Origin of the sequence: Bradyrhizobium diversitatis, assembly GCF_016031635.1 — a bacterium.
Taxonomy (GTDB): domain Bacteria; phylum Pseudomonadota; class Alphaproteobacteria; order Rhizobiales; family Xanthobacteraceae; genus Bradyrhizobium; species Bradyrhizobium diversitatis.
In genome coordinates, this window is the sequence record NZ_JACEGD010000017.1 from 94,349 (window position 1) to 118,899 (window position 24,551).

19 protein-coding genes and 1 pseudogene are annotated in these 24,551 nt (G+C 62.4%); 14 read left to right on the forward strand and 6 right to left on the reverse strand.

Features of this window, described 5'->3' with window-relative positions; translation table 11 throughout:
* The first annotated feature begins 359 nt into the window (after nt 1-359).
* Nucleotides 360-1,488: pseudogene (locus H1B27_RS19755) on the forward strand (threonine synthase).
* A 186-nt stretch (nt 1,489-1,674) separates the two neighbouring features.
* On the opposite strand, the gene H1B27_RS19760 reads toward H1B27_RS19755, so the two are convergent.
* Together H1B27_RS19760 and H1B27_RS19765 are read right to left on the reverse strand one after the other, a co-directional pair.
* Entirely contained in the window at nt 1,675-2,490 is an 816-nt protein-coding gene (locus H1B27_RS19760; RefSeq protein ID WP_197967195.1) for a DUF2927 domain-containing protein, read from the reverse strand.
* An 84-nt stretch (nt 2,491-2,574) separates the two neighbouring features.
* On the reverse strand, nt 2,575-3,153 hold the full coding sequence (locus H1B27_RS19765) for a L,D-transpeptidase (protein WP_197967196.1): 579 nt from the start codon (nt 3,151-3,153) through the stop codon (nt 2,575-2,577).
* Nucleotides 3,154-3,416: 263 nt separating this feature from the next.
* On the opposite strand from H1B27_RS19765, the gene H1B27_RS19770 reads away from it, so the two are divergent.
* Nucleotides 3,417-4,964: an acetolactate synthase large subunit gene (locus H1B27_RS19770; RefSeq protein WP_061878978.1), complete on the forward strand. Its 1,548-nt coding sequence runs from the start codon at nt 3,417-3,419 to the stop codon at nt 4,962-4,964.
* A gap of 38 nt (nt 4,965-5,002) precedes the next feature.
* Nucleotides 5,003-5,521, forward strand: a complete 519-nt coding sequence (locus tag H1B27_RS19775) for a hypothetical protein (protein ID WP_061878979.1) — start codon at nt 5,003-5,005, stop codon at nt 5,519-5,521.
* A gap of 100 nt (nt 5,522-5,621) precedes the next feature.
* Here the strand turns inward: H1B27_RS19775 and H1B27_RS19780 are convergent, their stop codons facing one another.
* A complete protein-coding gene (locus H1B27_RS19780; RefSeq protein ID WP_197967276.1) occupies nt 5,622-7,553 on the reverse strand; it encodes an AI-2E family transporter in 1,932 nt (643 codons plus the stop codon).
* A gap of 394 nt (nt 7,554-7,947) precedes the next feature.
* Entirely contained in the window at nt 7,948-8,181 is a 234-nt protein-coding gene (locus H1B27_RS19785) for a DUF3551 domain-containing protein (RefSeq protein WP_061878981.1), read from the reverse strand.
* Between the two features lie 253 nt (nt 8,182-8,434).
* Here H1B27_RS19785 and H1B27_RS19790 point away from each other — a divergent pair, with 253 nt between their 5' ends.
* The 11 genes from H1B27_RS19790 to H1B27_RS19840 all read left to right on the forward strand — a co-directional run bounded on the left by H1B27_RS19790 (nt 8,435) and on the right by H1B27_RS19840 (nt 20,992).
* Nucleotides 8,435-8,773, forward strand: coding sequence for a hypothetical protein (locus H1B27_RS19790; protein ID WP_197967197.1), 339 nt, complete (start codon nt 8,435-8,437; stop codon nt 8,771-8,773).
* Nucleotides 8,774-8,878: 105 nt separating this feature from the next.
* A complete protein-coding gene (locus H1B27_RS19795; RefSeq protein WP_197967198.1) occupies nt 8,879-9,358 on the forward strand; it encodes a hypothetical protein in 480 nt (159 codons plus the stop codon).
* Between the two features lie 59 nt (nt 9,359-9,417).
* Nucleotides 9,418-9,900, forward strand: a complete 483-nt coding sequence (greA, locus tag H1B27_RS19800; protein WP_197967199.1) for a transcription elongation factor GreA — start codon at nt 9,418-9,420, stop codon at nt 9,898-9,900.
* 126 nt (nt 9,901-10,026) lie between these two features.
* Nucleotides 10,027-10,701 (forward strand): hypothetical protein, encoded by a 675-nt coding sequence (locus H1B27_RS19805; RefSeq protein ID WP_061878985.1) that lies wholly within the window; start codon nt 10,027-10,029, stop codon nt 10,699-10,701.
* 598 nt (nt 10,702-11,299) lie between these two features.
* Nucleotides 11,300-14,878, forward strand: coding sequence for a GAF domain-containing protein (locus H1B27_RS19810; protein ID WP_246515530.1), 3,579 nt, complete (start codon nt 11,300-11,302; stop codon nt 14,876-14,878).
* Nucleotides 14,875-15,264 (forward strand): response regulator, encoded by a 390-nt coding sequence (locus H1B27_RS19815; RefSeq protein ID WP_197967201.1) that lies wholly within the window; start codon nt 14,875-14,877, stop codon nt 15,262-15,264. The genes H1B27_RS19810 and H1B27_RS19815 overlap by 4 nt, the downstream gene beginning before the upstream one ends.
* A gap of 119 nt (nt 15,265-15,383) precedes the next feature.
* Nucleotides 15,384-16,223, forward strand: coding sequence for a universal stress protein (locus H1B27_RS19820; protein ID WP_061878988.1), 840 nt, complete (start codon nt 15,384-15,386; stop codon nt 16,221-16,223).
* A 70-nt stretch (nt 16,224-16,293) separates the two neighbouring features.
* Nucleotides 16,294-16,836, forward strand: coding sequence for a 2'-5' RNA ligase family protein (locus tag H1B27_RS19825; protein ID WP_197967202.1), 543 nt, complete (start codon nt 16,294-16,296; stop codon nt 16,834-16,836).
* Between the two features lie 630 nt (nt 16,837-17,466).
* Nucleotides 17,467-18,798, forward strand: coding sequence for a tyrosine-type recombinase/integrase (locus H1B27_RS19830; protein WP_197967203.1), 1,332 nt, complete (start codon nt 17,467-17,469; stop codon nt 18,796-18,798).
* A gap of 536 nt (nt 18,799-19,334) precedes the next feature.
* The gene (locus H1B27_RS19835) at nt 19,335-20,123 is read left to right on the forward strand and encodes a Shedu anti-phage system protein SduA domain-containing protein (protein ID WP_197967204.1); all 789 of its coding nucleotides are present in this window, start codon (nt 19,335-19,337) and stop codon (nt 20,121-20,123) included.
* Nucleotides 20,124-20,272: 149 nt separating this feature from the next.
* On the forward strand, nt 20,273-20,992 hold the full coding sequence (locus H1B27_RS19840; protein ID WP_197967205.1) for an AbiV family abortive infection protein: 720 nt from the start codon (nt 20,273-20,275) through the stop codon (nt 20,990-20,992).
* A gap of 77 nt (nt 20,993-21,069) precedes the next feature.
* Here H1B27_RS19840 and H1B27_RS19845 read toward each other — a convergent pair whose 3' ends face one another.
* Nucleotides 21,070-22,263, reverse strand: coding sequence for a patatin-like phospholipase family protein (locus tag H1B27_RS19845; protein WP_197967206.1), 1,194 nt, complete (start codon nt 22,261-22,263; stop codon nt 21,070-21,072).
* Nucleotides 22,264-22,270: 7 nt separating this feature from the next.
* The gene (gene cap2-3 / locus H1B27_RS19850) at nt 22,271-24,550 is read right to left on the reverse strand and encodes an anti-phage 6A-MBL system cap2_3 protein (protein ID WP_197967207.1); all 2,280 of its coding nucleotides are present in this window, start codon (nt 24,548-24,550) and stop codon (nt 22,271-22,273) included.
* Nucleotide 24,551 lies beyond the last annotated feature (1 nt).

Here is a 24,551-nt window from a genome sequence, read left to right on the forward strand (position 1 = left end):
CCCGCCGCTCGGACGGGCCTGGCTCGCTTGCGTTGCCTGCCGAAGAACAGCGGTGGCGCAAGCTCAATCCAACATATTGTAGCGGCCGGCGACGACAGACAAGTTAATCGTGCCAGGCGGGCAGGGCCGTTTGCGACCACATTCCCGTCATTGGCGGGCTTGCAGGGGGCGCCTTCAGCGCCGGGTCCTCGCGCGGGCCAAGCCAGCCGCCCTGCCGGCGGGATCTGCTTAAGGACTTGAAGTATTTATATTTTTCATGTTTTCAAGGGGTTGTGTATCCTTTCGCTCGGCCAGCGTCGAATCCCGGACTAAACGTGTCATCCGTCCGATCGCAGATCGTCCTTGTCTTGGAGACCCCAATGCCCGCCGCCAGCTACATCGACCCCCGCAACGGACAGCTCTATCCGCTCGACCAGCCGCGCTGGTGCACGGACGAGCGCACGCCGCTGCTGGTGACGCCGGGTGCCGGCATCTCGCGCAAGGACATCGATGGCCGGACGCGGTCGCTTTGGCGCTACCGGGCGGCATTGCCGGTCGAGATCGCAAATCCGATCTCGCTCGGAGAGGGCTGTACGCCGCTGATCCAGCAAGGTTGGGGTAACCTGCGGCCCTTCTTCAAGCTCGAATGGTTCAACCCGACCGGCAGCTTCAAGGACCGCGGCTCTTCCGTGATGCTGTCCTTCCTGCGGCAGATCGGTGTCGATGCCATTCTGGAGGACTCGTCGGGCAATGGCGGCTCGTCGATGGCAGGGCTTGGCGCCGCCGGCGGCATGCGCGTGAAGATCCTCGCGCCCGCGTCTACGTCGCCGGCCAAGATCGCGCAGGTGAGGGCCTATGGCGCCGAGGTGCAACTCGTCGAAGGGCCACGCGAGGAGTCGGAAGCCGAGGCCATCCGCCAGTCGAGCCAGACCTTCTACGCCAGCCACAATTGGCAGCCGTTCTTCCTCGAAGGCACCAAATCGCTCGCCTATGAGATCTGGGAGGATCTCGGCTTTCGCGCGCCCGACAACGTCATCGTCCCCGTCGGCGCCGGCAGCAGCCTCCTGGGCTGCGCCTTCGGTTTCCGCGAGCTCAAGAAAGCCGGGCAGATATCGAAGCTGCCGCGCCTGTTCGCGGCGCAGCCGCAGAATTGCTCGCCGATCGATGCGAGCTTCAAGGCCGGCGTCGATACGCCCGTCGCGCGCGAGGTGCACAAGACTATCGCCGAAGGCACCGCGATCAAGAATCCGTTGCGCCTGCGCGAGATCATCGCCGCCTTGCGCGAAAGCGGGGGCGGCACCGTCGCGCTTACCGAGGACGAGATCGTCGCAGCCTTGCGGCGTCTCGCGCGCCAGGGCCTGGTTCGCCGAGCCGACCAGTGCCAGCGCGGCGGCCGCACTGGACAAGCTCGCAGCCGTTGGATCGATCAAGACGAACGAGACCACGGTCTCCGTTCTCACCGGCACGGGCCTGAAGGCCGCAACGACGGTGGCCGATCTGGTGCAGTAGTTCGTTGGGCGGGTGTCCCGGACGCGTTGCAACGCCTTGGCGTTGCAACGCCGAGCCGGGACCCAGAAGGCGGTACGGGAGAGCTTAGCGAGATGGGCCCCGGCTCTGCAGCGCATCGCCGAAGAGGCGCTGCGATGCGTCCGGGGCACGAGTGCGGGGTCGCCGTGCTCTCAATGACGACCGGACTCACTCCTTCAGATCATTCACCCGCTTCACCCAGGCGCGCACGTCCTTGAGCACGGCGGGCAGCACCGCCTTGACCTCCGCCACGGTCATGCCCGCCTTGATGCGGGGATCGTAGAGCAGGTTGAGGATGTACTGGTCGTAGACGTCGAAATAGCCCATCGAGACGTTGTCGTTGAACATGGTCCACGGCACGCTTGCGGTGTCGTTGATGGGCCCGAGCGATTGCAGGAGCTCCTCATAGGCGCAGTCGAGGAAGGTGAAATCGCCGTTGTCGACGGTGAGAATGACGTCGGAATGCTCGATCTCGAAATCGTCGTTCTTGCGAAAGCCGGACAGGCATTGCGGGTCGAGCGAGGTGCGGATCTCGCGCGCCTTCTCGGCGCCGTAGAAGCTGGTGAGGGTGCGGTAGAGGTCGCGGTCGCGCACCAGCTTGACCCGCACATTCGCCGCTTCGTTGCTGTCGATCATGGCGATGTCGAGATGCTGCACCCGGTGGGCGATGTCGGCCACGACTCTTGCGAGCTGCGTCTTGCGGTCGGCGCGGTCGCTCTCAGCGAACACGCGCACCGGCCCGTCGAACTTGCGGATGCGGTCGACGCGGCCGGCGAGGTGATATTCGGCGCCGAAGGCCGTCTTCAGGAAGCCTTCGATGATCTCGCCGTCGGTGAAGCTTTTCTTCTCGGCGCGCTGGCGCGAGGAGACCGCGGGCAATTCGCCCGCGGCAGCCATGGAGGCGGCGTCAGGCACCAATATGAACGCGGCGAGCGCCAATAGGGCGAAGCGAAGGGCGGGCGAGGACGGAGTCAATGCGCTCATTGTTGCCCGACGCTGCCGCATTCGCCTCGCGCACACAAGTCCGCAAATTCATGCGCCTTGCGGGTTCCCGCTGCGGCCGTTCGGCTAGTTGTTCAGCACCACCACGGTGGTGCCGACGGCGACGCGGCTGTAGAGGTCAGTGACGTCGTCGTTGGTCATGCGGAAGCAGCCTGAGGAGACGGCCTGGCCGATCGTCTCCGGCTCGTTGGAACCATGGATGCGGTACAGCGTCGAGCCCAGATACATCGCGCGGGCGCCGAGCGGATTGTCGACGCCGCCCTTCATGTGGCGTGGCAGGTCGGGCCGGCGGGCCAGCATCTGCGACGGCGGCGTCCAGTCCGGCCATTCCCTCTTGGCGGTGATCTTGTGCACCCCGCCCCAGCGGAAGCCGTCGCGGCCGACGCCGATGCCGTAGCGCAGGGCCTGGCCGTTGGGGAGAACCAGGTAGAGCCGGCGCTCGCTGGTGTTCACCACGACCGTGCCGGGGGCGTAGTTGCCGTTGTACATGACGGTGGTGCGGGGAACGGGATTTGCGCCGGAACGGAAGAAGTTCGGGCCGCCACCCATGATGTCGCGCGTGTCGAACTCTTCGGCGAACGCGCCGCCCGCCGTGGCCGACAGCAGTACGATGGCGGCAATCGGCGCGGCAAAAAACCGGATCATTGTCTCCCCCAGAAAGAAATCGATTCAATGAATGCCACAGGCCATATTTGCAGGCATTCCGCAAGCCACGGGCCCGTGAGGGATGCCATGCTTGACCATTGGCGTTACCAAATCGGCAACCACAATTTGCCGAAAACCATTAGCCAAACCGGCGCATCGTCGCGCGGGGCAGGGCGGCGATGCCGGCTATTGCTTTGACGGGACGCGCGAACAATGATTGATCGGACGGATATCTGGACATGGCCGGTTGCGGGAGCTTTGGGATGAACGGTGCGGAAAGCCTGGTGCGGACGATGGTTAAGGGTGGGGTGGACGTCTGCTTCACCAACCCCGGTACCTCCGAGATGCATTTTGTCGCAGCGCTCGACCGCGTGCCGGGCATGCGCTGCGTGCTCGGCCTGTTCGAGGGCGTGGTGACGGGCGCTGCCGACGGCTATTTCCGCATGAAGGGAACGCCGGCCTCGACGCTGCTGCATCTCGGCCCCGGCCTCGCCAACGGGCTTGCCAATCTGCACAATGCCAAGAAGGCGAACTCCGGCATCGTCAACATCGTCGGCCAGCACGCCGTCTACCATATCGGCTACAACGCGCCGCTGACCTCCGATATCGAGGGTCTGGCCCGGCCGATGTCGTCCTGGGTCCGCACCTCGCCGGACGCCAAATCGGTCGCCGCCGACGGTGCCGCGGCGATTGCCGCCGCCAAAAGCGCGCCGCCGCAGATCGCGACCCTGATCCTGCCCGCCGACACCGCCTGGAACGAGGCCGACGGCATCGCCGAGGTTCCGGCCGAGCAGCAACGTGCGAGCTATTCGCCGCAGGCGGTCGAGCAGGCCGCAAGAATCCTGCATGGCGACGGCGAGGGCACGCTGCTCCTGATGACCGGAAGCGCCCTGAGCGAGCAGGGCCTGGCGCTGGCCGAGCGCATCGCCGGCAAGACCGGCTGCACCGTGATGGGCCCGACCTTCCGCCCCAAGATGGCGCGCGGCCGCGGCCGTTTCTCGATCGATCGCATCCACTACGTGATCGATCAGGCCCTGCCGATGCTGGCGAAGTTCCGTCACATCGTGCTGGTCGAGTCCGACGATCCCGTGGCCTTCTTCGCCTATCCGAACAAGCCGAGCATGCTCAAGCCGCAAGGCTGCGAGGTCCATCGCATGACCTCCTGGGGCGAAAACTCGGTCGCGGCGCTGGAGGCGCTCGCCGGCGCGGTGAAGGCCAGCGCCAGGGACGTCAAGCCGCAGGCTTTGGCCGAACTGGTCAAGCCGACCGGCGCGCTCACCTTCGCCACGATCGCGCAGGCGATCGCCTGTGCGATCCCCGAGAACGCGATCATGGTCGACGAATCCCTGACCACCGGCCGCGGCTTCTTCCCGCCGACGGCGGCCGCCGCCCCGCACGACTGGCTCCAGAACATGGGCGGCTCGATCGGCTTCTCCACGCCGCTGTCGATCGGCGCTGCGATCGCCTGTCCGGATCGCAAGGTGATCACCATGGTCGGCGACGGCAGCGCGATGTACACGATCCAGTCGCTGTGGACGCAGGCGCGCGAGAACCTCGACATCGTCACCATCGTGTTCGCGAACCGTATCTACCAGATCCTGCGCGGCGAGTTCGACAATGTCGGCGCGGGCGAGCCCGGCCAGCGCGCCAACGACATGCTCAGGCTCGACCGTCCGACGCTGGATTTCGTGGCGCTGGCCAAGGGCATGGGCGTGCCCGGCCGCGCCGTCACCAATGCCGACGAGTTCAACAAGGCGCTGGCCGAAGCGGTCGCCGAGCCCGGACCGCGGCTGATCGAAGTCCAGATGTAGGACGGCACCAGACAGAGCGCCGCGAGCCCGGAGGCACGATGCAGACCGAGCTGAACAAGGTGATCGCGGCGCTCCAGGACTTCTACGCCCACGAGGGTTTCCTGTTCGAGAAGGACGTCGGCGAGCGGGCGGTCACCCACCGCTTCGCCGTGCATCTGGAGAAGCAGTTTCCGGGCTGGTCAGTCGACTGCAACTACGACCGGCTCGGCGAGCGCACGCTGCATCTGCCGCACGGCACCATCATCTCGACCGACGACCATCTCGGCAAGTCGATCTACCCCGATGTCGTCGTGCATCAGCGCGAGATCCCGAATAATCTGCTCGCGATCGAGATCCGCAAGGCCAACAATCACACGCCGCTGGAGCACGACGAGCACAAGCTGCAGGCGCTGACCGACGTGCATGTCTGGTTTCCCTTTTGGATCGGTCTGCTGCTGGTGCTGGACATGCAAGGCGTCAAGATCTCGGAAGTGTATGTCAGCAGCATCGTCGATCAGCCGCTGTCGCGCTGGTTCGCGGCGCGGCTCGCTGAGGTCGGGCTCGGCGCCGCGCCGTAGCACGCGTACTCACACAAGGTCAGCTTTCGAGGATGAGGCGGAGGTCGCCCCGTCTGGCAGCGTCGCCCCTTGTCGGCCGGAGCCGACATCGATGGCAGTCTCACGCTGCAGCCGTTGTGGATTTATCCGTCCCTGCCTCGTGACCGTGTTCCCTTGCGCCCGTCGCTTCGATGCACAGTCTGACGGCCTCGCCGATGCTCGTCGCAACGAGGTCAGCCTTGGCGCCTTCGCGCAGCAATTCCAGGGCCGCCGGGTCCATGTCTTTGACCCAGCAGCCCAGGATGATGGTTGCCTTCGGCAATTTCCGTCTCAGACGCCGGACGGAGTACCGCATGTGTGCCGCGGCGCGGGCATCGAGATAGACCAGGCAGACGATCGCAACGCCCGTCGTATCCAGGCGAAAGACGTTCGTCGTGGAAAGCGATGCTGCCGCTTCGACCCGCGCAGCGAGGCCGTGCTCAGTCGAGAGCTGAGCCAGCATGATCGCGGCCGCCTCATCGATCAGGGTGCGTCCGGCCACGCACAGGACGGGGTGTTCACCCTGCCAATCCGGCGGGAGAGTTTCCCTGCGGAGGTAAGGCAAGTGTTCATTGGCGGTATTCTCCGCAACGCCTTCCACCGCGGACGATGCCTCGGCATCGGTGGTTGAACTGCTCTTCGCCGGCGGCCGGTCGTCCTGATCGGCAAGATCGGCGGCGAATTCGCTGACGGCGTCCCGGATCTTCGTGAGACGTTCCTGGTCGAGCGTATTACGCTCGGCGTCGGCTTGCGCCAGCTGCAAACCCTTCAGGGCGACCTCATCATAGTACGAAGCCAGCGAACGCTCCTTCAGGAACTCCTCGGCCTTTTCGGCCGCTTCCGTGGGATCCCCCGCCAGCATCCGCTGGTAGAATATTTCCGGAGGAGAGAGCGCCGGTCGGTCTCCGAACATGACGTCGAGAAATTCCAGTCGCTCCACATGCCGCCCGAGGACCACGAGGCAAATCGTGAGGGGAGTGGCGAGGACGAACCCGATCGGTCCCCAAAGCGCTGTCCAGAACGTTGCCGACGCGACCACGGCGACGGGGGAGAGCCCCGTACTGCGGCCGTAGACCATCGGCTCGACGACGTGGCCCACGAGCGGTTCGACGACGAGAAATAGAGCGAGCGTCCAAAGCAGCATCGACCAGCCGGGATCGATGGCGACCGCCAGCGCCAGCGGGAATGCGGCCGCGATGACAGCGCCCACATAGGGCACGAAGCGAAGCGCAGCCGCAAGGATGCCCCAGAGAATCGCGCTTGGAATTCCGATGAACCAGAGGCCGGTGCCGATCACCACGCCGAATGCGCCGTTCAGGATGAGCTGGGTCAGAAACAGCTTGCTGAGGCGGCTCGCTGCATCGTCCAGCGCAGCGGTCGTACGCTGCAGATCCGACGAGCCCGCCAGCCGGATGAAACGGTTGCGCAGATCCTCGCGTTGAATGAGAATGAAGACGACGAAGATGATGATGATGCCGGTGGTCGCGAGCGGATGAATGAGCGGAGAAATCAAGGTTCGTAGACTTTCCAACGCGCCGGGATCGGGCTGGCGTACTTCGACCGGGACCGGTGGCGCGGAGGGATTCGAGCCCGCGATCATGCCGGGGCTGCGCGCGGATGGGGCGTCTTTCGGTTTATCGAGCTCCTTGCTGAGATCCTTCAGCATGTCGGATGCACGCTCCAGCGTGCCCCTGCCGGCCTTGGTATCCCGAAATGCCTGGATCTTCTCGCTGATCGTCGATTGATATCGGGGCAGGTCACCCGCGAGTTGCGTCAGCTGAGCGGCGAGAAGGCTTCCCATCGCGAAGATCAGCATGAACGCAACGACGACCACGCTGACGACCGCCAATCCCCGCGGGACACGGATGCGCTGCAACATTCCGACCAGCGGCGCTAGCACGAAGCTGAGGAGAACAGCCAGCGCAACGGGCACGAAGATATCCCGGCCGAAATAGAGCATCGAAATGATGATGACGGTCAGAATTGCGGTCGCGACGGCGCTGAGCAGCGCCATCAGTTCTTCGGTGGTGCGTGGTTTGAAGGGCTGTCGCGCTACAGGCCTCATTTGCTGTCCCTGTCCCGTCGTCCGCTGAGCGTGCACCGATGTCAGCTGCAAGGGCGCAGGACGACACTGCAGAGGACGGCCGCTCAGGGCACTCGTCCGCGCGGTCTTCGTGAGCGGCGGCCGTACTCGGTCGCCATCGCGACGCCAACCGCGCCGCGCTGAAAAGGTTCCTGGCTGCGGCAATGAAGTGCGCGATGCACAGCTCTCCGCGGCCGACCGTTCCCGCTTGGACCCCTTACCCGAAGTTCGCCCGATCTGCCGGCCGGGTTAAGCAGCCCCAGACGGTCAGCACGAGAACGGTATGATCGAGCGCGGCGCGCGTGGTGTGCGCGCCGCCAACTCGTCAATAATAATAGGGTTGCGAGTAGGCGTAGCGCGGGTTGATGCCGCAATAAGCCGATGTGCCGGAGGCGCTGGCGGCACATTGCTGGTAGCTGGCGAACTGGCAGTTGCCGGGGTAACCCCAGTGGCGGCCTTGCAGGCAATACCTGTCGTTCGCGGCCTGGGCCGGAGCCGCCGACAACGACGCGGCGATCAAGGTCGCGAACGATGCAAGGGTGAGGATGGTGCGGCGCATTTCAATCTCCTTCGAGGATGGAACGGCCGTGCTTGGCGTTCCCGCTGGACTGTCTGATGCACGGTCATGCCTATATTGGTGTCCGCGACGCCGGATGCGTTCGAGGTGAAATCATCGTGACCGCAGCCGGTGGCGGGCAATGTGATCTCCACCACAGTTCGCGCGCGGGTTCCGAGCTATTCGACGAACTTGCACGCCTCGATCCCGCGGGACTAGGCTTGCCTTCTTCGGATCAGGCATTTTGGAGGTTCTGATGCAGAATTCATATTTGCTGGCTGCGACGGCCGCGCTGCTGCTCACGATGCAGACGCCGCTTGCGCTGGCGCAAAGTGCCCCGCCCGCCGGCGGAACTGCTACGCCTCCCGCGACAACCGCTGCGCCTGCCGCGACGACGACAGCGCCAAGCGCAACCACCGACAGCTCCAGCCAGCCGACCGACGCCAGGAAGAGCGCGTCGAAGAAGCCTGCGAAGAAGAAGATGACCCGGCAGCAGGAGATCGATCATTCGATCGACACCGGCACCGTGCCGGCGCGCTACCGCAGCTCAGTGCCGAAGCGGTACCAGCAGTATATTCCGTTCGACAAGCGGTAGCGGATCGCAAGCGGCGTGACGCGACCGAACATCGTGCCGCCGGTGCCATCGTCGGTGGCGGTCTGCGGGAGCGGTGCTAGAGTAGACCGATGCCCCGGGGGAGTAATGAATGACGAGGTGAAGGACGCGGGCCTTGTGGCGATGATCAGCGGCATCCTGGGAGGCAACAGGCGCGCAGACAGTTTTGCACCGCTCGCCGATGGTCCGCCGACTGTGCCGGCGGATGGAATCGAGCCGGGCGAGACGTCCAGCTCCGATCCGGCACCGGCCACGGCCGGGAACGCGGCCGATGACGCGCCGGCTGCCACGACACCGGTCGAGCCGCCCGCGCAAATCGCGACCACGCGGGACGGCAAGCGCCTGCTGCCGGCGGAGGCGATCGCCGATCTCGTGCTCGGCGAGTTGCGCAAGCTGGAGGATTTCCCGAGCTCCGGCGTTTCGGTCACGGTCTATGGCTTCCGGAACTGGAACGCCATGCTCACCTTCGCGCCGTTCTCGACCACGTTCCAGAATGCAACGCGGTTCCGCCAGGCCATGCCGGACCTTGTTTTCAAGCTGCGCCGTTTCGTCGAACTTGAGATATAGTTCAGTGCACTCGGCGGCGCGCGGCGTCGCCATCCAAAACAGCTCGACAGGATCTTCAATTGAGCGTCGCCTTTACCAAGGAAGAGAGCGCCGAAACCGCGTCCGAGACGCTGTTGCCGGATCGCCCGATCTCGCCGCATCCGAACCTCGTGACCGAAGCGGGCTACAAGGCGTTGCAGACCCAGCTTGCCGAAGCGCGCGAGGCCTATGAAGCCGCGCAACGCATCGATGACGTCAACGAGAAGCGCCGGCAGTCGGCCGTGCCCTTGCGCGACGTCCGCTATCTCACCGAAAGGCTGCGCACGGCGCAGGTCATGCCCGATCCGACCGCGACCGACGTCGTCGCCTTCGGCAGCACGGTAACGTTCAGCCGCAACGATGGCCGCGTGCAGACCTACCGCATCGTCGGCGAGGACGAAGCCGATCCGAAAGCGGGGTCGATCTCGTTCGTCGCGCCGGTTGCGCGGTCGCTGATGGGAAAGGCGGTCGGAGACGTCGTTGTGTCAGGCGCGCAGGAGATCGAGATTCTGTCGATCGCGTAGCACGCGCAATTCCAGGCGAGGATTGCGTGGCAAAGAGCGCCATCGACAGCAGCAATCCCATTGGCCTAAAGTATGATCCGGAACAGCGCGAGGCCGTCGTCTCCGCCAAACGAAGTTGATGATTGGATGAGACGGTTTTTGTCGGGAGCCTTGCCGTTCTACGCGCTGGCTGGACTGGCCATGTGCATGTACCTCGTTCTGTACAGGACGAGCTTGTTCGACCTGAACGCCATCGTCCATGGCGCGACCGGATCGGCATGGTTTCCAGCCTTCATGTTTGCCTGCGTGCTGGTGGAAGCCATCTTCCCGTATTTCGGCTATTTTCCCGGCACCGCCCTCATCCTGATGTCCGTGGCGCTCAGTCCGAAGGCCGTGGATGGCTCCGTATTCGTCGCGGCGTGGCTCGCCATCATCCTGGGCGCCGTTCTCAGCTATGGACAGGCGCGTTTCTTCAGGCCGTTTCTGCAGCGGGTGGCCTCGAAGGCGGCCCTGCGCCGATGCGAGTCCCTGTTCGACGCCTATGGCCGCTATGCGCGCATTGCCTTGTTCGTTCATCCCAACGCCTGTTCGATGTATTTCACGGCGCTCGGACTGCTCGGCCGCAGCTTGACGCGCGAGCTCGCTTATCTCTGCGTGGGTGCCGCGGCCGCCGTGGGCATTCTGTTCGTCATCGTGACCAGGCTGGTGTCGTCCATCGGTCCCACCGACGATGGCCAATTGCAGGTGCTGCTGGCGGCCGCGCTGGTCGCCATGGGGACACTGATCGGTTTCTACACGGCCTGGCGGCCGAAGGCGGCCTGAAACCTACCCCGTCATTGCTTCGGCGCACTTGCAATGACGACGAATGAAGGCTCGATCGCCGCGAGGTTCGTTCACCTCTCCCGCAAGCGGGAGAGGCGGAGCAAGCCTGCAGACAGTCCCCGTGCAATTCATATGCGATAGCCCTGCCCGCAAGCGGGAGAGGGAGTGCACCTCTCTCGTTGCAGCGTTTCGTCTTCATCTTGTCGTGCGTCACGCCTCCGGCAGCTCGACGCTCGTCAGTTCGGTCAATTTGCCGATGAGTTGGTCCTGAAATCTCGGATCGGTCGCCTCACGGGCCGGCTCTTGCTGCTCGAGATAATGGTGTTTCGCGACGCAACCTACGGCGCTCGCGGCACTTGGTCCCGCGATTCCCCTTGGGGGCCTGAACCATGCGGATCCGCAGGGCAAATCGGCCTCCAGCGGCATCGTGTGAAACCGCCCTTCGGTCGATCGCGAAACGCGAATTGACGCGTAGTCGATTGAAAATCAACTCACGATATGTCTGGCCGGAAGCACCTGATGGTGGAATAATTCCCGACGCTTTCTTGATTAGATTTTGACGTCGGCCGCGAACCGGCTGGCGACGTGGATTTTCATCATGGCCGCGCTTCCTCAGGACGTTGTGGCGGATTTGCAGCAGGAGAACGCGCGGCTCCTGGCCGAATTGCGCGCCGCACAGGATCGCGAGACCGCCACCGCGGACATTCTCAAGATCATCGCCAGTTCGCCATCGGAGGTGAAACCGGTATTCGATGCTATCGCAAGGCGCGCAAATGCCTTGCTCGGCGGCTTTTCGACGACCGTATTCCGCTTCATCGACGGCAATGCCCACTTGGCGGCGTTCACGCCGACGAATTCTGCCGCCGATGAAGCTTTGAAGAAGATGTTTCCGCGTGCGATCGCCGATTTCGAGAGTATGGCGAGGACACAGGCCGGCAAGGTGGTGCCGACCCCCGATACTGAAGCGCTGACGAACGACATCAAATTCATCGCGCGTGCCCGCGGCTTTCGCAGCATGTTGTTCGTTCCGCTCGCGACCGGCGGCACGGTGATCGGCATGATCAGCGTCACGCGGGCCGAGCCGGGCGCCTTCGCTCCGCATCATGTGCAGCTTCTGCAGACCTTCGCCGACCAGGCTGTCATCGCCATAGAAAACGCGCGGCTGTTCGACGAGGTGCAGGCGCGTACCGACGACTTGCGGGAATCGCTGCAGCAGCAGACCGCGACCGCCGATGTGTTGAAAGTCATCAGTCGCTCCGCGTTCGATTTGCAAACGGTTCTCGACACGCTGACGGAATCGGCGGCGTCGCTGTGTGGGGCCGACATGGCGGCAATCGTCCGGCAGGACACCGATGGTTCGTACTATCATGCAACTCGGTACAATTTCTCGCCCGAATGGGCCAAGGTCTCGGCGGGCGTTCGGCTCAGTGCTGGACGCGGTAGCCTGGTCGGGCGCGTCCTGCTGTGCGGCAAGGCTGTTCAGATCCCGGATGTCCTGGTCGATCGCGACTATGCCTATCCCGAGCAACAGAGGGCCGGCGGTTACCGCACTCTTTTGGGCGTACCCCTGCTTCGGTCCGGAGAAGCGATCGGCGTGCTATTCCTGGGACGCAAGACCGCGAACTCGTTCACGGACAAGCAGATCGACCTGGTCTCCACTTTCGCTGATCAGGCCGTGATCGCGATCGAGAATGTGCGGCTGTTCGATGAGGTCCAGGCGAAGACGCGCGATCTCGCCGAGTCGCTCCAGCAGCAAACCGCGACTGCCGATGTGCTGAAGGTGATCAGCCGCTCGACCTTCGATCTGCAAACCGTGCTCGACACGCTGGTCGAATCGGCGGCTCGGCTGTGCGAGGCGGAGATGGCATTCATCATGCGCCGCGAGGGCGATGAATATCAGGCCGGAGCAGCGGTCGGGTTCTCCGAGGAATACATCGCCTTTCTGCAGGCTCACCCGATCGCCTCCGACCGGAGCACGGTCACAGGTCGGGCCGTCCTCGAACGCCGTCCGGTGCAGATCCTCGACGTCGCTGCCGATCCCGAATACGGCCTGCAGGCGTCGATCAACATGGCTGGTCAGCGCACCGCGCTCGGTGTTCCCCTCCTGCGCGAGAATGAGCCGATCGGCGCGATCGTGATCGCCCGCAAGCGCGTGCAGCCCTTCACCGAGAAGCAGATCGAGCTCGTCGCGACGTTTGCCGATCAGGCGGTGATCGCCATCGAGAATGTCCGGCTCTTCGAACAATTGCAGACCAGGACGCGAGATCTATCCGAGGCGCTGACGTACCAGACCGGAAGCGCCAATATCTTGAGGGTCATCGCCTCCTCTCCGACCGAAGTCGGACCGGTGCTCAAGGCGATCGTGGAAAGCGCATGTGGGCTTTGCGAGGCATATGATGCTTTGGTCGTTCTGAGGGATGGCGACGATATCGTCATCGAGGCGCACCATGGACAAGTTCCCGTGGTGTGGAGCCGGCGGGCGATCAGCGTCAAATCGCCCACCGGCCGGGCGATTGTCGATCGTCGCACCGTTCAAGTGCACGACTTGCTTGGGCCCGATGGAGAGGAATACCCGATAGGACGCGAATATGCGGCTCGCTCAAACGTTCGGACTGTTTTGAGTGTGCCGCTCTTGCGCGAAGGCGAGAGCATGGGGGCGATCGTGCTGCGTCGTATGGAGGTGCGCCCATTCGACGACAAGCAGATCGCCTTGCTGCAGACCTTTGCCGATCAGGCTGTTATCGCCATCGGCAATGTGCGTCTGTTCGAGCAATTGAATGAATCGCTGGAGCGGCAGACGGCAACGTCGGAGGTGCTGGAAATCATCAGCGCTTCATCGGGCGCACTCACCCCAGTCTTTCACAAAATGCTGGAGAATGCGACGCGAATTTGCGGCGCCGGTTTTGGCACCATGAATCTCTACGAGGAGGGCGGCTTTCGCACGGTCGCATTGCACAACGCGCCGCAAGCTTATGTCGATACCCGGCTCTACCAGAACATTCGCCCACATCCCGCGAGCGGGCTCGGCACCGTCGAGAAGACTCATCAGACGGTTCATATCGACGACATCAGGACGCAGCCGCCCTATATCGAAGGCAACTCCAATGTTCGCGCGCTCGCTGACCTCGCCGGCGCAAGGACCCTCGTCATCGTGCCCATGCTCAAGGAAGATGAGCTGATTGGCACCATCACGATCTTCCGCCAGGAAGTGAAATCCTTCACAGACAAGCAGATCGAGCTCGTGTCCAACTTCGCACATCAGGGCGTAATCGCGATCGAGAATGCACGCCTGCTGAATGAACTGCGCGAGCGCACCATGGAATTGTCGCAATCGCTCGAAGAATTGCGAAATGCGCAGGATCGGCTGATCCAGACCGAGAAACTTGCCTCGCTCGGGCAACTCACCGCCGGCATTGCGCACGAGATCAAGAACCCGCTCAATTTCGTCAACAATTTTGCTGCGCTGTCCTCCGAACTCACCGACGAGCTCGGCGAAGCGCTGCGCTCAGCCAGCCTGGGCGAGGCGGAAAGGCAGGACATCGATGCGCTGATCCACATGCTGCAAGGTAACCTGGAAAAGATCGTGCAGCACGGAACGCGCGCCGATTCCATTGTCAAGAATATGCTTCTGCACTCCCGCGAAGGGTCTGGCGAACGCCGCGCGGCGGACATCAACGCCATCCTCGAAGAAAGCCTCAACCTCGCTTATCACGGAGCCCGCGCTGAAAGAGCCGGCTTCAATATCACGCTTGAAAGAAAACTGGACCCGTCTGCGGGAGCGCTCGAGCTGTATCCGCAGGAAATCACGCGGGTGTTCCTCAATCTGGTTTCAAACGGTTTCTACGCGGCCAACAAACAAAAGGACGCCGTCGGTGACGGCTTCGAGCCAAGGCTGCGTGCGACGACCACAGACCTCGGCGGCGCCGTCGAAATTCGCATTCGCGACAATGGCACCGGCATCCCGGCCGATGTCAGAGAGAAGATATTCAATCCATTCTTCACGACCAAGCCGGCCGGCGAAGGAACCGGCCTTGGGCTTTCAATCTGCCACGACATTATTGTGAAACAGCACGGCGGCAGCATCGAGGTCGATACCGAGCCGGGCGAATACACCGAGTTCATCATTACGCTGCCGCGTACGCGGGCAGCACCGTTGCAGAGCGGAGGCAGAAGTTGAGCGTCTATATCATGGTGGTCGACGACGAGCCCGATGTCGAGGCGCTGTTCCGTCAGCAGTTTCGGCGCGATCTGCGCGCCGGTCGTTTTCTGATGGAGTTCGTATCCTCGGCACCCCTGGCGTTGCAGCGCGCGGCCGAGATTCGGGATGCCGCCCTGATTCTGATCCTGTCCGACATCAACATGCCCGGAATGAGCGGACTGGAGATGCTGCCTATCGTGCGCTCGGCCCGCCCCGATGTACCTGTCATCATGATCACGGCCTACGGTGATGCCGAGACCAAGCGCAAGGCGCTGGAGAAGGGCGCCGCCGACCTGTTGACCAAACCAATCGACTTCGCGGCGCTACGCCAGGAGATCGATACGAGGCTCGAGCAGGCCGCATGATGGCAACCATTGCCGGTGGCAAACGGAACGGCTCGCAAGGTAAAGCTATCGGAGGCGCTGCTCCAATTTGAAAGCCAGGCTTCCTCCGTCAATCTTCGTCAGAAAAATCGGAGATTCAAATGAAGACGCTCTTGGTCCCACTTCAGAATATTCCGATGATGACATCCACGCTCGCTGTGGCCTTAGACCTCGCGCGACGTTCCGGCGCCTATATCGAAGGTTTTCCACTGCGGTTCGGCATCCCTCAATATGCGGCCGCCGAATTGGCCACCGGCATTCTCCTGGATACGTATCAAGTGCAGAGCGAAGCCGAACTGAACGACATGCGCAACTTTTTCGAGGCATTCATGCTGAAGCATGATGTTCCTCGAGCCACCGCAGGATCGAACCCGCCATGCTTCGGCTGGATGGAGAACGCGCCTGAGGGCGAAGACTTTGTCGGAAGTTATGGGCGCGCTTTCGATCTGATCGTGATGGCGCGGTCGGATATTGATGCTGCGGGCCCTCATCGCCGCGCGATTGAGTCCGCGCTGTTTGAGAGCGGCAGGCCCGTTCTACTGGTGCCGTCGAATGCACGAAAAAGCGTCGGAACAAACATCATGATCCACTGGAACGGGAGTACCGAGCAAGCTCGAGCAAACGCATTTGCCATGCCGTTGCTTCGTCTGGCCGAAAGAGTATCGGTCCTAACTGTTGTCGGCGGCCAAGCGGTGCCAGGACCGTCTGCCGGTCAGATCGCTCGGCAACTCCAATACAATGGCATTGCGGCCAGGTTGATCAGCGTTGAGCTGGACGGGCGCGAAACTGGTGAGGCGGTCCTCGATGCCGCCAGGGCACACGGTTGCGATCTATTGATCAAAGGAGCCTTTACCCGCACGCGGTTACGGCAGATGATATTCGGTGGGGCGACCAGCTATATCATGGAGCACGCGGATACCCCCGTTCTTATGGCTCACTAGCGCACAAAAGGCATGGTTTTGGCGTCAACGGTGAGATGGAAAACCATTGGCTCATTGAGCGACCAACCGCATGGCTTTGGCTATCAACATTCGGTCTGACGATTCCTCGGCAAAGCGGATTGAAGCCTTGTGGGATGAAGTTGCAGCGTTTGAGAGCCAGCCTTCGATGAGGGCTCTCGGCTATCAGCCGCATTTTACATTCGCGATCTACGATGCGCCCGAGATTGCCGCGAAGACCGCGTGGGAGGCCATGCTCCGCGCAGTCGGGGACGAAGGGCCATTGCTGGTCGCGTTCAAGCGAATTCGTTGGTTCGCAGGTCCGCCGCTCGTGCTCTGGGCGGAGCCGGAATTCGATGAAACGCTCCTCAGGTGGCACGCTTCGATCAGCGCTGCAATCGATCCAGCCTTTTGTCGGCTGCACTATCGGCCCGAAAACTGGCGACCTCATTGCACGCTCGGCACACAAATCGCCGACGCAGAGCGTGATGACGCGATCGCCTTCGCGCAGTCATTCAACGGCAGCATCAGCGTGCTGTTCGACGTCGTCGATTGCGTTTCTTTTCCGCCTGTGCGTGTGCTTGCGGAACAAGGATTGCCGGTTCGCACTCCGTGAGCCGACGTCCTGCTCATCCATGCGTCCGGCCGCTCCAGGCGATGAGTCTCCGTGCGCCTCTTCCGACCATGCCATCCTGCCGCTGTTTTGCCCGAAAAGTCAAACGCGATTTCGGAAAAATCGTAACCCCTTGATCCCGCTGGTGCCGTCTACTGTGCATGGGGTTGTTTTGCGAATTTTTTGATGGAACGCTCCCGGCAAGCGCCAACTCAGCCGTCAACTGTCCGGAATTGTTCTCGATAGTACAGGGGGCCGGAGGATGGATGGTGGGCGCACAAGGGATCGAACCTTGGACCTCTCCCGTGTGAACCACAATCCGTAGACCCGTGCCAACCAAATCCGGCCATAGTTGAAATGTAAAAACACCTTTGATTGACGTTGGTTATGGTCTTGTTCGGCTATAAGAGCCCATAGGTGACCTTGCTACATTTTGTGTGCCCCCGTTGTGCCCGCCGTGGATTTTCCCTTGGGGCACAAAAAAGGGGGAGGTCTGAGACCCGGTTCTGTTTGGGTTTGCGGATCCTCCCTGCGCGGGCACACGGCAAGGAGAAGGTCTGGGGCCCGGTTCTGTTCGAGGGCTGACCGCCCTTCTTGCGGGGCACACCGGGCCACAGAGAGAGGGAAGGAATCATGACGGAGCCGGCCAACCAGCTGACACTCACCGATGCGGTGATCCGCAACGCAACGTTGCCGCCGGGTAAGGCGCAGCATTATCTCCACGACGACAAGCTGCCGGGCCTCGCCTTGCGCATGCGCGCCACGGGCGGCCGGACCTGGGTCTACCTCTTCACCAAGCCGGGGGTGAGGGGGACCCAGCGCAAGACCCTCGGCGCGTGGCCCAAATATAATGAGAAGGCCGCGCGCAAGGCTGCCACCATTGCCGCAGGCGAGGTCGTCAAGGGCTTGGACCCGAACGACGCGAAGCGCGAGGCGAGGCGGCAACAGGCCGCCGAGAAGCAGTGCACCACGCTCGCGACCCTCATTGTTGAAGATGGTCCCTACCAGACGTCCTTGACCGAACGTCAAGTCGTCAACTGGAAGCCAGCAATGTCGGCGCTGAGGCGCGGGCTCAAGGATCACGCTGAGAGCGGCGTAGGGGACCTGACGCGACGACAGATCATGGCTGCGGTCGACAAGATTGCCAAGACCGGCAAGCGCGGTGCAGCCAAGGACCTGCGCAAGCACGTGCATACCTTGCTCGAATGGTGCGTCGGCGAGGGCTATGTCGAGCACAACGTGCTCGCCGGCTATCGCGCGCCCAAGGAAACCCGCGCGCAAAGGGTCGGACGCCGAACGAAGGGCCGCGCGCTGACCGATGAGGAAATCATCAAGGTCTGGGATGCATCCGGCAAGCTCGGCGCTTTCGGTCTCCTGGCACGTATGTGCCTGCTCGGCGGCCCCCGCCGCAGCGAGCCTACCATGATCGAGTGGCGCAAGCACATCATGGACGACCGGATCACCTTCGATGCGGCGTGGACCAAGATGGGGCTTCACCACGATGTGCCGCGCACTCACCTGGTTGACGAGGTGCTCACGGCCGCGAAACATTTCCAGCGGGCAACCTCCGACTATGTCTTCCCATCACCAAAGACCGGTGGCCAGATGTCCGGCTTCACCAAGATGGTCAATCGCCTGGTCAAGGAAGCGAGCGTCGCCAAGTTCACCATGCACGACTTAAGGCGCAGCTTGCGCACCATCATGTCGCGTTGTGGCTACGACAACGAAATCCAGCGGCTGTGTGTTGGGCAAAAGCCAAGCGGAATTGATCAGGTCTACAATCACGACGAACAGTGGATCATCCGCAAGATGGCGTTCGAAGCGGCCCACGACTATATTGCGGAGTTGGTTGGCGGGAAAAGGGTCGGCAAAATCGTGCGCCTGCAGCGGACGAATCCGCTTGACTCGATCAAGGCCGAGCTCCTCGGCCGTCTCCGTGAGCATTATGCGGCTGAGGCGTCTTAGTGGTCCTATCGCACTTGGCCAAATAGTCGCGCACCGCATCGACACGATAGAGGGGCCGGCCATCGACGTAGCGCCATTTCAGCGGGTGGTTCGGATCGCGCCGCCACTGCTCCAGCGCTCCGGGCGTGCGCCGGATAACCGCGGCCGCCTCTAATGCCGTCAAATTAGAGCTGCTCGGCAGTGTATCGATATCGAACGTCGCCGGTGGCGGCAAGCCACGGTTCTTGCGGCGCCGCTTTGTGGCAGGCTGCATTTCACCACTCCTTGGCGACCCTATTGCCTCGGTCGGAGGCTTCTTGTCTTCGCCGTTCATGCCTCCGCCCCAAATCCTGATCGGTTTGAGGCAATAAGATCGCAGGCGTCGGCAGCAATACAGGAATGGAACGAGCAGGTATGGCTGCTGGGTAGCTGTGGCGTACAAATAGGACGAACCGTTCCTGTTTTCGCAGGGCTTCCCGGTTAATCAAAATCCTTGCCCAAGTTGGGGGGGCGCCGGAATAGTAGGTTAAAACTAGCGCCCAGCCTTTGGAGCCAAGATGAATTTAGATGAAGAAGCAGCGCGATTCGCGCGGTTGCTCGACGAAGAACGCGAGGAGCAAGCGTACCAAGCTTACCTTGAGCAGAACACACGTTTCATCCCGCGGGAGTTCGTACAGAACCACGGTATCGGACTTAGCATTGTTCTTCGCAAGCTCTCTTTCGGCGCCGACTACAAAACCGATTTCTTCTACTTCTCGAAGAGTACGGATGACTGGAACGCCGTCTTTATCGAGCTGGAAAAGCCGTGGTCGCGCTTTTTCAAGGGCAACACGAACGAGTATCACGGCGATTTTTCGCGCGCGTTGCAGCAGATTAATCAGTGGAAGGCGTGGTTTCTCTCGGACCAGAACAAGGCGGGCTTTTTGGCGTCCGTCAGCGCCGTCCAGGTGCCGCGGCATATGGCCAGCAATCCTACTTATAACAAGTACGTGCTCGTCTTCGGGCGACGCGCGGAATACGAAGGCAACGCGGATCGCCGGCGGCTCGTGAGAGCCGCTGAAACGGATGATTTCAAGATCATGACGTTCGACAGCCTTGCCGAGGGCCTTAGCCAAAAAGGAGAGCTCGCGGTCGGCAGTCGGCATAATCAGTTCATCGATATCCTCTCAGACGAGGTCATTGATGCTGGGATGTACGCGTGGATGGAGCCGACACAGCTTCGGGTAAGCAAGGCGCTCCGCGAGAAGCTCAGCCAGGGAGGCTCCAATCACTTTCTCTTCCAAGATGGGCAGCGCCATGAGGTCCTGAGCTACGTCGCTCCGCTGGTCAGGGTGCGAGCTGCGTGATGGAGGCGATGCCCGCTTGCCGGGGTGCCTTGCATTCTGAAACGCCGCGCTGCAAGTTGATCTGCTTAGGTTCTGTGCGACGATGCTGGAAGCCCAACGTATCGTGAGAAGCAATAGCTGGCCCGGCTTATGGGTCGGAGGTGTGACGAATGCGGAAGGCAAAACTCTTGAAACCTCCTCGCAAGTCGGACGTGGAAGCCACGATCAATGTGTGCCTCGCAAATGCATCGCGCTTGATGGACGACGCGGTGATGCTCGAATTCCAAGAACGGGGCGGTGGCCGCCTTGCCATCTGCATGCTGGCGCAGGAGGAGTACGCAAAGGCTTTCCTTCTTTACATGGTGCGTGAAGAGCTTCTGCCGTGGGATACGGACCTGTTGCGCATCATGAGAAGCCATGCTTGCAAGCATTTGCTCGCGATCGTCATGGAGTACGTCAGTCCGGACTGGGAGACCATCGAGGAACTCCAAGCCAAGCTTAGGGCAGAATACGATCTCGGGGACCGTTTCCCGTCGCGTATCAGCAGCGCTCTCAATATTCTCTATTTTGAAATGATCCGACGCGGCAATTTCTTCGATGATAACGAATATGAGCCGGATGTGCTTGCGGTCGCTGTCGGTGAGCGGGACAGAGAAAAACAAGACGCGATCTACATTGACGTCGACAAAAGCTGCCGGGTTAAGAAGTCGCCGAGCGATATCACGCGGAAAAGCGCCGCCATCGAGTACGAGCGTGCATCACGATATGGCTCGATTGTCGCAGGATTGCTTAAGCCCGATGCTTACGAGGGGTTGGAGCTTCGGAAGCTCAAGGACGCTATGAAGGTCGTCTTCTGGCAAGAGTATAAGGCGATCGCGTCCTCCGACTGAAGCGCCCAAAAGCCACGGCTGGCATGACGCACAAAGAAGAAATCGGCGCAAGCCACACTGACCTACGTGGCCTCATTTCAGCGGATTGCGGGTTTTTCGATCAGATGCGGAATATAAGCGCGAGCCAAACATAACGTCAGTTGTTCTCCGCGAATACTGAGCCGGTCGATCCATTCCGTCGGCATCGCGTTGAAATCGGTCGGATACAAATGAGCCTCCTCCCGGCGTACCAGGTCCGAAGGTGGGTCCGGGAGGGTTTTGTCGAGTTGGCCGAGATAGGGAAAGATGAAGTGCTTGATCTGCCCCGAGCGTTGCGCCTCATGCAGTCGGTGGATCGAGGCATTCTGCGCGCGATCGAACAGCGCGCCGAAGACACTCGACATCCGCGCGAGCATGAACTGGCTCGGAGGCTCCTGCCGTAGGCCGTATCCCGCCGAGCAGCAGATGATCGTATCGACTGGCGTCACGTTCAGGCTGACGTCCGGCGAGCGGTCTGGCCAAAGGCAGCCGAGACCGAGATTATCGTAGATCCCGCCGTCCGTCAGGACCACGCGCTCGGCTCGTAGTGTGCCCTTGTGGTCGAACGTGAATGTTTCGTCGAAGGCCGGAAGAAACAGCGGGTAGGCGGCCGACGCGGCGACGGCGTGCGCGACCGACACGTCGTTTCGATGCAACTTCCCCCAACGCCACGAGCCCGATTCCTTGGTCCCGAACCGGAAGGCCGAGCCGGTTCTAAGCTCGGTGGCATTGATGACAAGACGAGGCTTCGGCCGCAGGTCGCTCATCGAAGCGCCGCCGAAAAGAAGCTCGTCCAGCACCGCTTCGAGCAGGCTGGTTCGGCTCGCGAAGCGATGAAGAGGTGACCTGACGTCGAAGGATTCGAAATGCCGTGCGAGTGACTCAGGCATCACCAGCTTGAGCAGACCTACCATCGTCCTGATCAGTGCCACGATGACGGCGACGATGCCAATCAGCGCGAAGGCCGCAGCCACCTTGAGGCCGAGCGGGCCGAACAGTTTCCGGCACATGCGCTTGGCGAGGCCTCGAGACAGAATCTCGCGCATTTTCGCTTCGAACGAAGCGAAGTCGCCGTCGTGTGCGTGGAAGTATACACCGATGACGCTGCCGCCGGATACGGTCGAGAGAACATCGATCCGATGCAACAGCCCGAGCCGGTCGAGCGCTCTTAGACAACCGAGATGGAATGCCATTGCCCGGGAGCCGCCCCCCGAGAGAGCCAATCCGATTTTGGGCGAGATCGCTTCTTCCATCCTAAACTCAATCGTGCCCACGGTGAATGGCGACCCTGAGGATGCGTCCTTCCCCCCGGCAGAGCGACGGGTCGAAGCTGAGAAGCGAGAAGTCCTCATGATGGGCTGCGATGGCCATCAGGCCGGGCAGTCCGTCCGCCGCGAGCTCGCCGCCCAGATAAGCGAGTTGGGCGATGTCGGTATCGCTCGGTCGCGCGTTCGCATAACGCGGGTGGGAATGCCATTCGCCGAGATACCGCACTTGGTGCATCGACCGGCGGGTGACGTCGTCGATGGATTGGACCAAGCCGACCACGCCGCGCTCGAAACACGTCGGGCTGCCGAGACTATCTTCCGGCTGGGGAAACGCATGAGCGAGATGAAGAGATTTGCGGCTGAAGTCGGCGAGGCCGACGATGGCTCCGCCGGTCTCGTTGGGCAGACGCACGTCGCGTAGCGCGGATAGCTGATCCAAGAACCCGCGATCGTAGCTCACATGCCAAGCGCCAATCTCGGTGCGCGTGACGGGTTCGCCGTTCTGCTGCACGACGGAGACCGAACCATCCGCGCCCAGCGTCCAGACCGTCACCTTAGCATCATCGCGCAGAAGCGAGTCGGCGATGCCCCTTGCGGCCAGTGCGCTCAGGAGCGCGGCTCGGGTCGCAGGGATCCTGTTGGTCAGTGAGCGGCACGAGCCGCTGTAGCGCACGCCACCCTGCGAGACGTCGAGATGCTCGGCCAGAGAAGGCTCGCTTAGGATCAGACGATGGTATTGCGCCTCGAGATCGCGCAACGTGATGTTGCGCCCTGCATCTTCCGTTAGGAGGACGACGGCGGTGCCGGAAGGATTGAAGAAGGCACAGACGCGCCGTGCCGCAAAGGGCAGATCGCTCAAATGGCGGGCGACGCCGACCGACGCCGATGCGTCGATGATGACGGAGGCGGCTGCGTAGGCGGCATCCAGCGCCTTCTGCTGATCCGCGTTCGGCGCGAGCACGCCGGCGACGATCGCGGATTGAGCCTCGTTCAGCAGTACCGAAATCTGCCTGGCCAACGCGTTGGCCTTTGGCGCGCCGATCTCGTCAGCCAACAGCGCATGCCGAGCCATGTTGTGCGGCAACAGCGCGTCACCGTCCACGATGGTCCACTCGAACGCGCCCTCGCGGGCGAGATCCATGCCGAGTTGGGAGCCGAGCGAACCGGCGCCGATCATGACGGCCTTCCTTCGGTCCGCGACCGCGTTGCCGGCGATCGAAGCCGCGAGGTCTCGATCGAAAGCGAAATGAACCTGCGCCGGCGCGACAGGTAACGAAGCTCTACCGATCGGCGCTTCAGGGAACGCCCGGACGTAACCCTTGCCGATGTTGCTGTTGTTGGCGTGCAATACGCCCAGCAGGACCCCGATCTCGCCCGCGGTGTGGGCGGTGACGAAGGCCCGGAAGTCGTCTGCCCCGCGACCTCCTTCGGTGGTCATGGGGAGACCGACGACGATGGCGAGCCGGCCGGCCATCCGCCTGGCGCCGTCGGCGGCGATGCCGGTCCAGGCCTTCAATCTCTCCTTGATCTCGTCGAGCAGCTTGAGGCCGGTCGGCGCGAGTTCCGCTGCCAGACTTTCCAGGGTCCGAGGCAGGCGCCGGATCGAGGTCATGATCTGCGGCGGGAGCGCGAAAGCCATCACCGTCAGCGTGATACCGCCCGGCGCGGCCTGCTTGGATGGAATGGCGAACACCAGGCCCTGGTTGTCGGCACGCACGAAGCCAGCGAACTCAGAGGTCGTGCAGCCGGCCTCGAAGACGCTGCGCGGCAAGACCACAGCCATGTCCGCGCCGTAAAAAAGCGGATCCGGCGGTTGCGCCGGATCGTGGAGCTCGCCGCGCGCAGCCTTGGCGAGCCAAAGCTGGATGAGCCGCGAGAATTCCGTCGGCGTGTGGGTGAGGCGGGCTTCGGACCAAGGCCGATCGTCCACGCACAGCGAGAACGGCATCTCTTCGGGCACGCCGTTCTGATGCATGGTGTGCGGGAAGTCGTCCCGCAGCGCCAGCACCGCGGGACGGACGTGCGGCGACGAGAAGAGAACGCCGATCGGCTCTCTGGCGCGGATAGGGTAGGCGAGGTCCTGGGGGCGTTCCACGTCGATCTCGACATGGACGCCGACATACCCGGTCGTCCTGTCCTCCTTGATCTCGACGAGCGTGGTCGCCGGGAGCCCGGCGAGCGCGGCTTCCATGAACGAACGCGCCGGCCCAGAGGCGATGCCGTCGATCGTCACCGCCGCGCCGAAGGCCGTCCACCAGGTGTGGATCGCCATG